Origin of the sequence: Methylobacillus glycogenes JCM 2850, from assembly GCF_000617925.1 — a bacterium.
Lineage (GTDB): Bacteria > Pseudomonadota > Gammaproteobacteria > Burkholderiales > Methylophilaceae > Methylobacillus > Methylobacillus glycogenes.
In genome coordinates, this window is the sequence record NZ_BAMT01000014.1 from 58359 (window position 1) to 71767 (window position 13409).

A 13409-nucleotide genomic window follows, 5' to 3' on the forward strand; every position below is an offset into this window, starting at 1 on the left:
CGCCTCAGACACTGATGGGCTTGATTGCGGATTTGGGGCGGAAGGCCTGCACCACGGCGGGGTCGGTTTCGATATAGGGCGCACCTATCAAATCCAGGCAATAAGGCACAGCGGCAAAAATGCCAGGCACCTTGCTGTTCCCAGCCTCGTCCTTAAGACTTCCAGGGTTTGGGCGATGGCTTTGGGCTGACCAGGCAGGTTGATAATCAGGCAGCGCTTGCGTATGACGGCAACCTGTCTTGAAAGAATGGCAGTAGGCACAAATTGCAGGCTGATCTGGCGCATTTGTTCGCCAAAGCCAGGCATGATCTTGTCGGCCACAGCCAGTGTAGCCTCAGGCGTGACATCACGTATTGCCGGGCCAGTGCCGCCTGTTGTCAGCACCAAGTGACATCCATCGTAGTCCACGAGATCGCGCAGATTGGATTCGATTTCTTCTTGCTCATCAGGAATCAGGCGTACCGTGCTCTCCCAAGGGGTGGTGAGCGCGCGCGCCAGCCATTCTTGCAAAGAGGGAATGCCCTGATCGGTATAAACGCCACTGGAGGCACGGTCACTGATGGAGACCAGGCCTATGCGTAAAGTTTCTGCTGACATAGTGTGTATTTTATGGAATTTGAAGAAGTGTGGGCTAGTCCTAACATCAGTCTATGCGCGACTAGCCATGAAAAAACTCTGGATTCATCATACCATTAGATGTCTGTCGTCAATTCAAGCGGAGGAATGATGCGCCATTATTATCTTGTGTTACTGGTGGCCCTGTTGGCGGCCTGTACCCAGCCTGTGGTGAGGGATTCTGTGCCTTCCAAACCAGCAACGCCTGCCGCCAAGGTAGAAAAGCCAGTTGATGACAACCCTTATAGTCAGCACTATGTTGCGCGTGATCTGCATGGCGTAAAGCTGCAAGCAGGCTCTGCCAGCCCGCAGTTGTTCCGTGGTGTGAACGAAACTGCCGATTACCAGCGCATGCTCAATGATGGCTATGAAATGCTGGGTTATTCGCGCTTTGAGCAGGCCGATGTGCCACCTTCACGGGCAGAGGCACAGGCCGTAAAGGTCAAGGCCGACGCCGTGGTGATCTACACCCAGACCGTGGCTACACCGACCACGGCCATGCGCATGAAGCAGATTAAGGAGCAGGCCCAGCAAAGCAGCAAGGCTGCCCCCACCCAGATGTATAGCTATATGGCAACTTATTGGGCCAAGCTGCAACCGCCAGTACTGGGCGTGCATGTGATGCAGCGTATGGAAAAGGATGATCCCGGCCTGACGGTGTTGGCGGTGATTAGCGGCTCACCTGCCGCGCAGGCGGGTGTGGTAATAGGCGATGTGTTGCTGAGCATCAACGGGCAAAAACTGGATTCTGCCCAGGGCCTGCAAGCCCTGAGTTTGCAGCATGCCGGGCAAGAGGTAGAGCTGACACTGAAGCGCGTAGCCTTAGAAAAACATGTACAGGTCAAACTCAATGCCGCGCCTTGAGTCTGAGGCTGGGGTAGCGTTGTGCATTATTGATGCAAGTATTGCAATTGAATCTGAATTTAAGCTAGAACAGGATAGATAACTTTAAAAATGCTGATGGAAAAAATCCTGCAAGCGCATGCTGCGCACAATATCCCTGCCGCCAAGCTGATTGCCGAGCTGGTGGCCGAAATCCGTCCCAATAGTGTCACTGCCTCAGACCAGGCTGCGCATGCGGTGCAAGCGCTATGCCATATTCTTGAGAACGATGCAGAAAAAGCCCGTTTGCTGCGTGAAGCCGTGCTTAGCCTGCTGGCAGGGCGTAAGCCGCTTTCTTTGTATGTGGATTCCGGCATACAACCTAATAGTGGGTTTTTTACCGAACTCTCACGCCGTATCGGCCACAAGCTGCTGCCAGATGCGATCAACCCCGCTTATCTCAAGGATTTGTTTGCGCAGATATTCCCGCGTGCTGGCGATGAAATCTGGGTGGCGGCAGTGCCGGACGAAGTCTGGCTACAGTTGTTGCAGGCACTACGTTTTGACCTAGCAACCCCGGCGCAAAGAGCCGCCTGCCAGCAAAGCCTGCTGGATGCAGCCCAGGTGCTGTCTTACCGACTGACGGCTTCCGGTTTGGAGCCTGAGCTGATACGCAACCACCCCGAGATTGAATATCACGATTCGCCCTTCATCACGCAAAACCTGGAGTTGCAGGCCTTGCTGGCAGTTAATCCAGCAAGCAAGCTGGAATCGGCAGACGAGCAAACGAGCGCTAACCCGCCGCAAGATGTAGGGCATATGCTGGTGATGCTGGATCAATGCCGTGAGGTGATTGCCAAAATACGGCGCAACTCCTCACAAACCGGCACCAGCGTGCGCCTCACCTTTCTGCTGCAACGCATGAGCCAGCAGATCAGCCGTCTGGAAAGCCTGCTGGGCATTATGCGACTAGTAAGTGCCCAACAGGATGCCGGGCTGGCGCTGGTGCAATTATTCAAGCGCCTGGTTTCAGCAGAGCGGCATAAAAATGATGTGCGCCAGCATTTCCGCGAAAACGTGGAACTCATGGCCTTGCGCGTGACTGAAAACGCCAGCCGCACTGGTGAACACTACATCACAGAAACGCGCAGCGAATATTTCCGTTTGATGCGCTCGGCCATGGGGGCCGGGGTCATTATCGCCATCATGAGCATGCTCAAAATCCTGGCGGCCAAGCACCACTATGCGCCACTGACCGAGGCCATATTATTCAGCCTCAACTACGGCCTGGGCTTTGTGCTGATTCATATCCTGCATTTCACCGTGGCCACCAAGCAGCCAGCGATGACAGCCGCCGCTATCGCGGCGAGCATTGATGCCAGTGACCGCAAAAATCGTAACCTGGACAAGCTGGTCAACATCATCGCCCAGACTTTCCGCAGCCAGACCATCGCCATACTCGGCAATGTCATGCTGGCAGTGCCCATGGCCATGCTGGTGGGTTGGGTGATTCTCAGCGTCACTGGCGAGCATTTCATCAGCCCAGAAAAAGCCCATGCCTTGCTGGCCTCCAATGATCCCATCCATAGTGGCGCGGTGTTTTATGCGGCCATCGCCGGGGTTTGCCTGTTCCTCTCTGGCTTGATTGCGGGTTATCACGATAATCTGGCGGTCTATAACCAGATTCCGCAACGCCTGCGCGCCCTGCGCTGGCTGGAACGCCTGCTGGGCACAGCGAGATTAGATAGAGTGGCGCGCTATGTAGAAAACAACCTGGGTGCGCTGGCAGGTAATTTCTACTTCGGTTGCATGCTGGGCGGCATGACCGGGCTGGGCGTGTTGCTTGGTGCCCCTATTGATATCCGCCATATCGCCTTTGTCTCGGCCTTTACCGGCTATTCCTTTATGGCGCTGGATTTCATGATTTCATGGCAGGTGCTGCTGACGGCGATTTTGGGTATCTGGCTCATAGGCACGACCAATCTGGTGGTGAGCTTTAGCCTGGCCTTGTATGTGGCAATGAAGTCGCGCAAGGTGAGTTTTGCGCAGTGGCGCTTGTTGTTGCGCACCTTGCTGACGCGCTTTGTGCAGAACCCGGCGCTGTTCCTCTTGCCACCGCGTAGGCAGCAGGTTGTGTTGGAACCAGGCTTGGATGTAGAGCTACATCCCAAGCAAACGCAGACAGCGGCAGCGGATAAGCCCAACACGGTGGTGACACCGCCAGGGCCGCAGTCTGGGGTCTAAGCTGGAGCTGCTGTATTGCTGATGAGCAGGCTGGCGGAAGCGATGACATCTCGAACTCACGAACCCTGATCCTCAAGTCTGGGTTCGTGACAGTCTTGCTGGCTAGTCCAGGGACTGATAATCCCGATGCTGGCTGTTTTTGCGTGCGATAGCCTCATCTGGCAGCGGCACCAGAGATTCCACCTTCAAATGCAGTGCCGCCTTGGCCAGCAGGTGGGCGCTGATAGGCGCGGTGATGAAGAGGAAGAGGGTGATCAGTACTTCATGCAGGCTGATGCCTTCGCCTTGCACGCTGAAAAATACCGAAGAAGCGATGAGCAGACTGCCTACGCCTAGCGTGGTGCCCTTGGTTGGGCCGTGCAGACGCGTATAAAAATCACGCAGACGTGCTAGCCCCAGCGAGCCTATAAAAGTCAGCAGTGCACCCAGCACGATGAGGAAAGACAGCAGTGCTTCAAGCCATGGACTCATTCTATGATGTCTCCGCGCAGCAAGTATTTGCACATGGCCACCGTGCCTATAAAGCCCATGAGGGCAATCAGCAGGGCAGCCTCGAAATAAAGCGCGCTTTTGATATGAATACCAAACAGCACCAACAGGGCAATGGTGTTGATATACAGCGTATCCAGCGCCAGGATACGGTCAGGCGCGCTAGGGCCGCGCAGCAGGCGCCAGGCGTTGAGGGCCAGCGCGGAAGACACCAGCACAAAGGCAATATGAATCGCGATTTCTATCATGGCTTAGTACTCATGGCTTGATATTCTCCTGCGCGTGCTTGTCATCATCCCCCTCGAAGATTTCCTTGAGCGGCTGTTCGTAGCGGGTCTTGATGGTGTGGATGAAAGCAGCTTCATCGTCCACATCCATGGCATGTACCAATATGCTTTTGCGATCTGGTGCCAGCAGGGCAGAAAGCGAGCCTGGTGTCAGGCAGGTGGTGTTGGCCAGGATGCTCATCGCAAAATCGGAATTGAGGTCTATGGGCACCACAATAAAGGCCGGGCGTAGTTTTTCTGGCCTACCCAGAATCCGCAATGCCACGATAAAGTTGGCCTCTATGATGTCGTGCAGCAGAATGTAGGCAAACTTGAGCAGGGTTATGGGTTTGTGCACATAGAGCTTGTCTGGCCAGAACTGCAGCGCAAAGAAGGGAATGGCCCAGCCCAGCAGCAAGCCAACCACCACTTCGCCAGCGGCAATATTATTGGCGAGCAATAGCCAGATCACCGCCAGCAGCAGTGTCAGCAGGGGGTGGGGGAGTAGTCTTAGCAGCACACGCTGCATTACGCTCTTGATCATGGCTGTGCTCCATGGCCGAGTACGGCGCTGATATAAGCCTGGGTATCCAGCACCTGTTGCGCGGTGGCCAGGCAATAGGCATTGATGCTGCCCGCCTTGAAGGTCATGAGTATGCATAGCCCTAGCAGCGCAAAGACAGGCAGTAATTCACGGGTCTGTAATGGTTCTGGTTCAACTTGCTTGACTGAGGTGTTGGTGGATTTATCTACCGCATTGGCCTCGAAGAAGATCAGGCTGCCTGAGCGTGCCAGGGCAATAATGGTGAGTAGGCTGCTGGTGAGTACAAAGCCCATGATGTAAGGCAGGGCGGCATGATCCAGCGCCGCACGCAGCAACATAAATTTACCCAAAAAACCAGACAGCGGCGGCAAACCTGCCGCCAGAATTGCCAGAGCGAAGAACACGCCACCGAGGAATTTCTGCTGGGTGATGACATAGCCAGCCTCTAGCCTGTCTTCCATCTGCCCACGACGCTGCACGATTAAATCCGCCAGCAGGAATAATGCTGCGGTGGCAAAGGTGGTGTGTGGCAGATAGTAAAGCCCGGCCGCAATGCCAGTGGTGGATTCCAGGCTAAAGCCAGTCAGCAGGGTGCCTGCTGATATGACGACCAGATAGGCCACTTGCTGACGCAAACGCTTGCTGCCCAGCAGGCCAAAGCTACCAATCGCTATCGTCGCCAGTGCCATGGGCAGCAGCCAGGGGTCCAGCAGGCTGGAGAGCGGCCCGGCCTGGTTGCCAAAAATTAGGGTATAAACCCGCAATATGCTGTAAGCGCCGACCTTGGTCATGATGGCAAATAGCGCAGCCGCTGGCGCGCTGGTCTGCGAATAAGCCGTGGGCAGCCACAGGTATAAAGGCAACAAGGCGGCCTTGAGCGCAAACACCACAAACAACAGCAGCGCCGCGGCTTTGACCAGCCCCATATCTGCGGCCGGAACCTTGGCGACCTCAAGGGCAAGATCAGCCATATTCAGGGTGCCTAGCACGCCATACAGAGTGCCCACACCAAACAAGAACAGCGCAGAACCCACGACGTTAATCACCACGAAGTGCAGGCCGGAACGTATACGTTTACGTCCGCCACCATGCAACAACAAACTATATGAGGCCAGCAGCAGCACCTCGAAGAACACAAACAGGTTAAACAGATCACCCGTGAGGAAAGCGCCATTCAGGCCGAACAACTGCAACTGGAACAAAATATGGAACTGCCTGCCATTACGGTCTGTGCCGCGCATGGCATACATCAGTGCAAACACCGCCAGCAGTGCGGTGGTCAGCACCATAAAGGCCGCCAGGCGATCAGCCACCAGGGTAATGCCAAACGGCGCGGGCCAGTTGCTCAGCGCATACACCAGAATGTCGCCATTAGAAACTTGCTGCAACAGCGCAAACGCCACGCCTATCTGTGCCAGGCTACTGATGCCTGCAATAGCGCGTTTGACGTAATGGCGCTGCTCACGCAGCAGCAGCAGGCATATCCCGGTAAACAGCGGTAGCAGCAAGGGAATGATGGCAATGTGGTTCATCGCACATCCTTTCCATCAACATGGTCGTTACCCATTTCATTTCTGGCCTTGAGCGCCAGCACGATGATATAGGCGGTCATGGCAAAGCTGATGACAATAGCGGTCAGCACCAGTGCCTGCGGAATAGGGTCGGCATAGCTGCTGGCATCATCACTGATGATGGGCGGCTTGCCTATCACCAGCCTACCCATCATGAACAGGAACAGATTGACGCCATAAGAAAGCAGGGTCAGCCCCAGTACCACCGGGAAAGTATGGCTGCGCAAGCAAAGATAAACCCCGCCTGCGGTGAGTACGCCTATCAGGATGGAGATCATCGCTTCCATGGCAGGCCTCGTTTAATGGTGCTCATAATCGGTTTTCTGCGGCCAGCTTGCACGCCCTGGCGTGCCTCATGACGCTTGGGCAGCCAGCGTTTCTTGTGATTGGGCTTGCCGGGTTTTGGAACTTGCGCTGCCTGCGCTGGGCTGGAGCTTGGCACGGCACGCTTGCTCGGGCGTGCCTGGAAGCTGATCTGGTGTATGAGGCCGAGGTTGATCAGAATCAGCAGCGAGGTGCCAACCACCACCAGATACACCCCAATATCAAACGCCATGGCCGAGGCCAGTTCAAAATCACCTAGTAGTGGCAGATGCAGGTGGCTGAAGGTTGAGGTAAGGAAGGGATAACCAAAATACCAGCTGGCAATCCCGGTGCTGGCCGCAATCAAGAGACCGCTGCCTATCAAGGGATGGGTATTGGCGGGCAGCTTGCTGCGCGTCCATTCCACACCATTGGCAAGATATTGCACGATGAGCGCCGCAGAGGTGACCAAGCCCGCAATAAAGCCGCCGCCAGGCAGGTTGTGGCCGCGCAGCAGAATGAAAATAGCGACCAGCAATGCCAAAGGCAACAATAAACGACTAAAGGTGGCCATGATCAGCGGGTGGGTGTCCGGATTCCAGGGCCTGCCATCGCCATCCTGCTTGGGGCTTAACAGCTTGAGTTGATCCAGCATGGCGTAGATGCCCAAGCCTGCAAGTGCCAGCACGGTGATTTCACCCATGGTGTCAAAGCCACGGAAATCGACCAGCAGCACATTGACCACATTGGCACCGCCGCCCCCGCTGACGCTGTTGGTAATAAAGTAATCGGCAATGCTGGTGTATTCACGGGTCAGCACGGCATAACTCAGCCCGGCAATGCCCAGGCCAGCGCTCAGGGCAATGACGATATCTCTACCCTGACGCCAGCGGTCACGTTCATCTGGTGTGGTTTGCGGCAGGAAGAACAAGGCGAGCAACAGCAGCACGGCGGTGATGAACTCGACAGCCAGCTGGGTCAAGGCCAGATCGGGTGCTGAGAACTTGATGAAGGTGAGGGCCACACCCAGACCAACCGCACTCACCAGCACCAGTGCGGTAAAGCGTTGCTGGTGCATCAGCACGGTGGAGATGGCGGCCGCGATCATAATCAATGCCACCATGGCACTCATGGGGTCTACAGGCAGCAGTTCGCGATCCCCTACCAAGGGGCTGGCGGTGCTGAGGAAGCCATAGAAGCCCAAGCCAATGGCGGTAACAAACAATATCCATAACATGCGCTTTTGCGACAAGTTGTCAGCGTTCATGGTGATGGCGCTGGACCAGGCAAACAGGCGGCGTATGGTGCCGTTATAAAGTATCTTGGCTTCCAGCTTGCCATCCACACGGGTTTGCAAGGCAAAGAATTTTTCGCGCTGGCTATAGACCAGTATGCCGCCCGCAACCGCGAGCATGCTCATGAGCAAAGCCGGGTTGAAACCATGCCAGATCGCCAAATGATATTCAGGTACCGCAGCCTGCAGAGTGCTGCCTACCACCAAGCTTAGCAGTGGTTCGGCAAGGCTGGGCGCTATGCCTATCACCAGACAGGGCAGCACCAATATTTCTACAGGCAGCTGCATGCCGCGCGATGGCTCATGCGGGGTCTTGGGTAAATCTGGGGTCACGCCGTTGAAAAACACATTGTGCGCCAGGCGCAGGGAGTAGGCGGCGGCAAAGATGCCACCAACGGTGACAATAACGGGGACTAACCACGCCAGGCCCAGATGTTGACCGTGCTCTACCGTCTCGGCAAAAAACATTTCCTTGGAGATAAAGCCATTGAACAAGGGAATGCCTGCCATGGCGGCCGCAGCCAGGCAGGTCAGCAAAGCGGTATAAGGCATGCTGCGCCGCAAGCCGCGCAGTTGCCGCATATCACGCGTACCAGTTTCGTGGTCGACTATACCCGCCAGCATAAACAGCGAGGCCTTGAACACGGTGTGGTTCATGATGTGGAAAATGCCTGCCAGCACCGCCAGCGGTGTGCTGATGCCAAATAACATCACTATCAGGCCCAGATGGCTGATGGTGGAGTAAGCCAGCAAGGCTTTCATATCGTGTTTGAACAAGGCGATATACGCGCCTATGACAAAGGTAACCAGCCCAGTACCCGAGACCAGCCAAATCCATTCAGGCGTACCTGAGAGTGCGGGGTAAAGCCTGGCCAGCAGAAATATCCCCGCCTTGACCATGGTGGCAGAGTGCAGATAGGCCGATACCGGAGTGGGCGCAGCCATGGCATTGGGCAGCCAGAAATGGAAGGGGAATTGTGCCGATTTGGTGAACGCGCCCAGCAACACCAGTAGCAGCATGGGCAGGTACAGCGCGTGGTTACGTATGGCCTCGCCCCCGTTGAGAATATCGCTGAGCTCATAACTGCCTGCCATCTTGCCCAGCATGAGGAAGCCCCCCAACATGGCCAAGCCGCCAGCGCCAGTAATGGTCAGCGCCATGCGCGCACCACGGCTGGCTTCTTCACGCTGCTGCCAATAACTGATCAGCAGGAAGGATGACAGGCTGGTCAGCTCCCAGAACATCAGCAACTGCAGAATGTTCTCGGATAATACGATGCCGAGCATGGAACCCATGAACAGCAGCAAATAGGCGTAGAAGCGGCCCATGCTGTCGCGGGCAGACAAGTAGTAGCGGGCATAGATAATTACCACCAGGCCCACCAGCAGAATCATCAGGCTGAACAGCAGGGCCAGACCGTCAAGACGGAAGGCGAGATTGAAGCCCAGCTCTGGCATCCACTGCGGCAGGTGCTGGACGATGGTGGAGCCATCCGTCACCTGCCAGGCCAGCGGCCACAGCAGGAACAAGGATGAGAGCACCGCGACCACAGCTACCCAGGCCGAGGAGTAGCGCCCCAGCCGGGTACTGAATGCGGTAAACGCCGCCCCGATAAAAGGTATCAGTGTTAAATAAGCTAAACCCATGCTTTATTAATATTTAAACAATCAAGTTTGTGCGCACCCGGTCAAGGGTGGTGCATGGTGTGCGGATCAGCCTGGCTGTCCGCGATAGGGTTATCAGTTTCCGCTGTTGCGGAATGTGAATGATGCAGTCGTCAGGCACAACCCGACCTGCATCATGTCACCAAGCTCAGGCCTTGCGCAGTGGCGAGGTTGAGCTGTAGTCCAATCTGACTAGACTAGTCGTCCAGACGTTCAGTCTCGGACTGATTATTTTCCGTGATGCTGCGCAAGAGCTTGAATAATTCGCGGCTGCTCTTGGGTGGCTTGCTGGCAGCTTGCTCACGCCTGGCGTTGCGTATCAGGTTGCGGATTTGCTGCGCATCAGTTTGCGGATGCGCCGTGATGAACTCTGCAATAGCAGCATCATCTTCAATCAAGCGGTCACGCCATCGTTCCAGCCTGTGGAAACGGGCATTTTCCTCGGTATGCTTGCCTTCCCAACGTTGCAACTGGTCGACGATGGGCGCGGTATCAATATCGCGCATCAAACGGCCCAGATACTGCATCTGGCGGCGTATCGCCCCATTGGCGGTAATGCGCTTGGCTTCAAGCACGGCGTCCAGCAAGGCCTCAGGCAAATTCAGCTTGTTGAGTTTGTCCTTGGGTAATCCCACCAGAGTGACGCCTATATCCTGCACAGCATCGGCTTCGGCCTTGCGTTTGGTTTTGCTGACGACCTGTTCTAGGTTGGCTTCTGTGTTTTCTGACTTGTTCGGTTTCATGCTGATGTATGATAACAGTTTTTTGCAAAGAGACGCCTGTGAACGACCAGATAGCGCGCGGCTCGCGCTTTTCCTACAGCCTGGATGAGCTCAAGGGACTGAGCGAAGAAGTACTGCGATTTGCCAAGGAATCGGGTGCCAGTTCGGCTGAAGCCGAGGTCAGCCTGGGCATAGGCCAGAATGTCTCGGTACGCATGGGCGAAACCGAAACCATAGAGTACAACCGCGATAAAGGCATGTCGGTGACCGTGTATTTCGGTCAGCAAAAAGGCCATGCCAGTACTTCGGATTTAAGCTTGCAGGCCCTGCGCGATACTGTATCGGCGGCGTGCAATATTGCACGTTATACGGCTCAGGATGAGTTCTGTGGCTTGGCCGATGCTGCTTTGTTGGCGCGTGAAATTCCCGATCTTGATCTCTACCATCCCTGGGATGTCAGCGTCGATGAGGCCATCAAGATGGCCTTGATCTGCGAAGAGGCTGCGCGCAATGCCGATAGCCGCATCAGCAATTCCGAGGGGGCTTCGGTATCGACTTATGAAGGGTTGTTTTCCTACGCCAACAGTCATGGTTTCAATGCAGGCTACCCCAGTTCACGTCATGGCTTGAGCTGTTCGGTGATCGCCGAGGCTGGCGAGAGCATGCAGCGCGATTACTGGTACACCAGCGCTCGCCATGCCGCTGAGCTGGATGCGCCTGCGGCGGTAGGCCTCAAGGCGGGCGAGCGTGCAGCGCGTAGACTCAACCCCGGCCAGGTCAAGACCTGCCAGGTGCCTGTACTGTTTGAGGCGCCCTTGGCCTCTGGCTTGATTTCGCATCTGATTTCCGCCATTTCTGGCGGCAGTCTCTATCGCAAGTCATCCTTCCTGCTTGATAGTCTGGGCAAGCAGGTCATGTCCTCCATCGTTAACATCGAAGAGTTGCCGCATATCAAGCGCGGTTTGGCTAGCTCGCCGTTTGATAATGAAGGTGTGGCCACGCATAGCCGTTCTCTGATCAAGGACGGGGTGCTGCAAGGCTATATGTTGGGCAGCTATTCTGCACGCAAGCTAGGGATGAGCTCCACGGGTAACGCTGGTGGCAACCACAATCTGATCATCCAGTCTGGTGATCTTAACTTTGAAGGCCTGCTGAGAGAAATGGGCACGGGCTTGCTGGTGACTGAGTTGCTCGGTCATGGCGTCAATATGGTGACTGGGGATTATTCACGTGGCGCGGCGGGTTTCTGGGTGGAGAACGGCGTGATTGCCTATCCGGTGGAAGAAATTACCATCGCGGGTAATCTGGCTGAGATGTTCAAATCCATCATCGCCATAGGCAATGATGTCTTGAGCCAGGGTTCCAAGCAGACCGGGTCCATCCTCATAGAACGCATGACGGTGGCGAGTGGGGCCTAGGTTTACGCTGGGGATTCTCACACCAGAGGCCGCTTAAGTTTTGCCTTAAGCGCTAGCCATGAAAAAAGCCACGCATTGCGTGGCTTTTGTTTTGCGGCTGGCTATTTAGTTCAGCCTGTTAGCACGCCTTATTTGGCGGCTTCTTCCTCATCATCGTCATCATCGTCGAACTCGTTACTGGAAACCTTGCCAGTCACAAATTGTTCACGACGTTGCAGATAGGCATCACGCATAAAGGTGTAAGGATCAAGCGCAGCTTCATCCAACAAATCGCTGGCAGGCAGGTATTGCGAGCGCAGATCGATAAATTTCACCATACGCAACTGATTGCGCACGCGTGGCGAATCCACGTATTGAATCGGATCGAAAGCCAGGGTGTCTACAGTCAAGCCCGCAGTATCACGAATTGTGCTTGGGCCGAGGAAAGGCAATACCAGATAGGCACCGCTACCTACGCCCCAACGACCTAAAGTCTGGCCGAAGTCAGCATTATGCTTAGGCACGCCATCCATGGAGCTACGTCAATCAGGCCACCGATACCGATGGTGCTGTTGATCAGCAAACGGCCAGTGTTGTCCATGGCCTTGCCCAGTTCCAGCTGCAAGACGTTGTTGATGATGGAGGTGACAGTCGCCAGGTTGGTGAAGAAATTATTCACACCAGTACGGATGGGGCTGGGAAGTACAGCCTTGTAAGCGCCCGCTATGGGTTTCAGTACGGCCTTGTCAGCAGTATCATTGAATTTGTAGACACCGCGGTTAAAGCCTTCTAGCGGATCTCGGTTTGCTTGGGTTGCACAGCCGGTGAGGGTTGCGGCCAAGAGGATGCTGGTTGCAATCCCTGAAATGTTGAAGCGCATGCATCTATCCTAATTGTTATGCAGTGTCTCTAAATTGACACACGGAGCCAACTTTAAACCAGCGGTTTTTACTTGTCCACACATTTGCAACGGAGCTGTTAGCGGCCTAACGGTGACGTTGCAAAAATGAAACACATGCTCATAGTCCTGGCCCAAACTTGGCACTGTGAGCCCATAAGCGTGACTTTTGCTGAGCGAGGAGTGTTATGCAGAACCTGGAATTGAAGTCTTTTCTTGAGCAGCATGAACGGGAGCATCAACTGCCACATCAGTTGGCGGCATTGTTGCTGGATATTGCACATGCCTGCAAACAGGTAGCGCGTGAGGTGGCTTACGGCAGCCTGAAGGGCAATATGGGTAATGCCGACAGCGAAAACTCGCAAGGCGAGCAGCAAAAGACCCTGGATGTGCTCAGCAATGATATTTTTCTGCAGCATTTTCAGCACCATGCGGCAATTGCAGGCTTGGCCTCAGAGGAAATGGAGCATGCCTTGGTAACAGGGCAGGAAAATGCACCTTATTTGCTGTTGTTTGACCCGCTGGATGGCTCATCCAACGTCAATCTCAATCTTTCCGTAGGCAGTATTTTTTCGCTAT

At 55.1% G+C, this 13409-nt stretch carries 10 protein-coding genes and 3 pseudogenes; 4 read left to right on the top strand and 9 right to left on the bottom strand.

Annotated features, from left to right (window positions below):
• Positions 1–4 precede the first annotated feature (4 nt).
• Positions 5–597, bottom strand: a pseudogene (mog, locus tag JCM2850_RS19725) (molybdopterin adenylyltransferase).
• A 126-nt stretch (positions 598–723) separates the two neighbouring features.
• On the opposite strand from mog, the gene JCM2850_RS19730 reads away from it, so the two are divergent.
• Positions 724–1479 carry a PDZ domain-containing protein gene (locus JCM2850_RS19730; protein ID WP_025872782.1) on the top strand — a complete coding sequence of 252 codons (756 nt, stop codon included), beginning with the start codon at positions 724–726 and terminating at the stop codon, positions 1477–1479.
• A gap of 90 nt (positions 1480–1569) precedes the next feature.
• Positions 1570–3681, top strand: a complete 2112-nt coding sequence (locus JCM2850_RS14530) for a site-specific recombinase (protein ID WP_439645878.1) — start codon at positions 1570–1572, stop codon at positions 3679–3681.
• Between the two features lie 102 nt (positions 3682–3783).
• Here JCM2850_RS14530 and JCM2850_RS14535 read toward each other — a convergent pair whose 3' ends face one another.
• The 7 genes from JCM2850_RS14535 to yjgA form a co-directional block, all read right to left on the bottom strand.
• Positions 3784–4152 carry a Na+/H+ antiporter subunit G gene (locus tag JCM2850_RS14535; protein ID WP_025872784.1) on the bottom strand — a complete coding sequence of 123 codons (369 nt, stop codon included), beginning with the start codon at positions 4150–4152 and terminating at the stop codon, positions 3784–3786.
• Positions 4149–4418 (bottom strand): K+/H+ antiporter subunit F, encoded by a 270-nt coding sequence (locus tag JCM2850_RS14540; RefSeq protein ID WP_025872785.1) that lies wholly within the window; start codon positions 4416–4418, stop codon positions 4149–4151. The genes JCM2850_RS14535 and JCM2850_RS14540 overlap by 4 nt, the downstream gene beginning before the upstream one ends.
• Positions 4419–4428: 10 nt before the next feature.
• On the bottom strand, positions 4429–4980 hold the full coding sequence (locus JCM2850_RS14545) for a Na+/H+ antiporter subunit E (RefSeq protein ID WP_234406289.1): 552 nt from the start codon (positions 4978–4980) through the stop codon (positions 4429–4431).
• Positions 4977–6512: a monovalent cation/H+ antiporter subunit D gene (locus JCM2850_RS14550; protein WP_025872789.1), complete on the bottom strand. Its 1536-nt coding sequence runs from the start codon at positions 6510–6512 to the stop codon at positions 4977–4979. The genes JCM2850_RS14545 and JCM2850_RS14550 overlap by 4 nt, the downstream gene beginning before the upstream one ends.
• The gene (locus tag JCM2850_RS14555) at positions 6509–6838 is read right to left on the bottom strand and encodes a Na+/H+ antiporter subunit C (protein ID WP_025872791.1); all 330 of its coding nucleotides are present in this window, start codon (positions 6836–6838) and stop codon (positions 6509–6511) included. Before JCM2850_RS14555 ends, JCM2850_RS14550 begins: the two co-directional genes overlap by 4 nt.
• Entirely contained in the window at positions 6826–9795 is a 2970-nt protein-coding gene (locus JCM2850_RS14560; protein WP_025872794.1) for a monovalent cation/H+ antiporter subunit A, read from the bottom strand. The genes JCM2850_RS14555 and JCM2850_RS14560 overlap by 13 nt, the downstream gene beginning before the upstream one ends.
• A gap of 215 nt (positions 9796–10010) precedes the next feature.
• The gene (gene yjgA, locus JCM2850_RS14565; protein WP_025872795.1) at positions 10011–10556 is read right to left on the bottom strand and encodes a ribosome biogenesis factor YjgA; all 546 of its coding nucleotides are present in this window, start codon (positions 10554–10556) and stop codon (positions 10011–10013) included.
• Between the two features lie 38 nt (positions 10557–10594).
• Between yjgA and pmbA the strand changes: the two genes are divergently transcribed.
• Positions 10595–11953, top strand: a complete 1359-nt coding sequence (pmbA, locus tag JCM2850_RS14570) for a metalloprotease PmbA (RefSeq protein ID WP_036266375.1) — start codon at positions 10595–10597, stop codon at positions 11951–11953.
• Between the two features lie 128 nt (positions 11954–12081).
• On the opposite strand, the pseudogene JCM2850_RS19735 reads toward pmbA, so the two are convergent.
• Positions 12082–12812 (bottom strand): annotated as a pseudogene (locus JCM2850_RS19735) (MlaA family lipoprotein).
• A 206-nt stretch (positions 12813–13018) separates the two neighbouring features.
• Between JCM2850_RS19735 and JCM2850_RS14580 the strand changes: the two are divergent.
• Positions 13019–13409, top strand: a pseudogene (locus JCM2850_RS14580) (class 1 fructose-bisphosphatase); the annotation flags it as partial.

Bases quoted from the DNA above. Each gene is read 5' to 3' on its own strand.
- JCM2850_RS14540 (WP_025872785.1), bottom strand. From the start codon at position 4,418: ATGATAGAAATCGCGATTCATATTGCCTTTGTGCTGGTGTCTTCCGCG.
- JCM2850_RS14545 (WP_234406289.1), bottom strand. From the start codon at position 4,980: ATGATCAAGAGCGTAATGCAGCGTGTGCTGCTAAGACTACTCCCCCAC.
- JCM2850_RS14535 (WP_025872784.1), bottom strand. From the start codon at position 4,152: ATGAGTCCATGGCTTGAAGCACTGCTGTCTTTCCTCATCGTGCTGGGT.
- JCM2850_RS14550 (WP_025872789.1), bottom strand. From the start codon at position 6,512: ATGAACCACATTGCCATCATTCCCTTGCTGCTACCGCTGTTTACCGGG.
- JCM2850_RS14560 (WP_025872794.1), bottom strand. From the start codon at position 9,795: ATGGGTTTAGCTTATTTAACACTGATACCTTTTATCGGGGCGGCGTTT.
- JCM2850_RS19730 (WP_025872782.1), top strand. From the start codon at position 724: ATGATGCGCCATTATTATCTTGTGTTACTGGTGGCCCTGTTGGCGGCC.
- JCM2850_RS14530 (WP_439645878.1), top strand. From the start codon at position 1,570: ATGCTGATGGAAAAAATCCTGCAAGCGCATGCTGCGCACAATATCCCT.
- yjgA (WP_025872795.1), bottom strand. From the start codon at position 10,556: ATGAAACCGAACAAGTCAGAAAACACAGAAGCCAACCTAGAACAGGTC.
- JCM2850_RS14555 (WP_025872791.1), bottom strand. From the start codon at position 6,838: ATGGAAGCGATGATCTCCATCCTGATAGGCGTACTCACCGCAGGCGGG.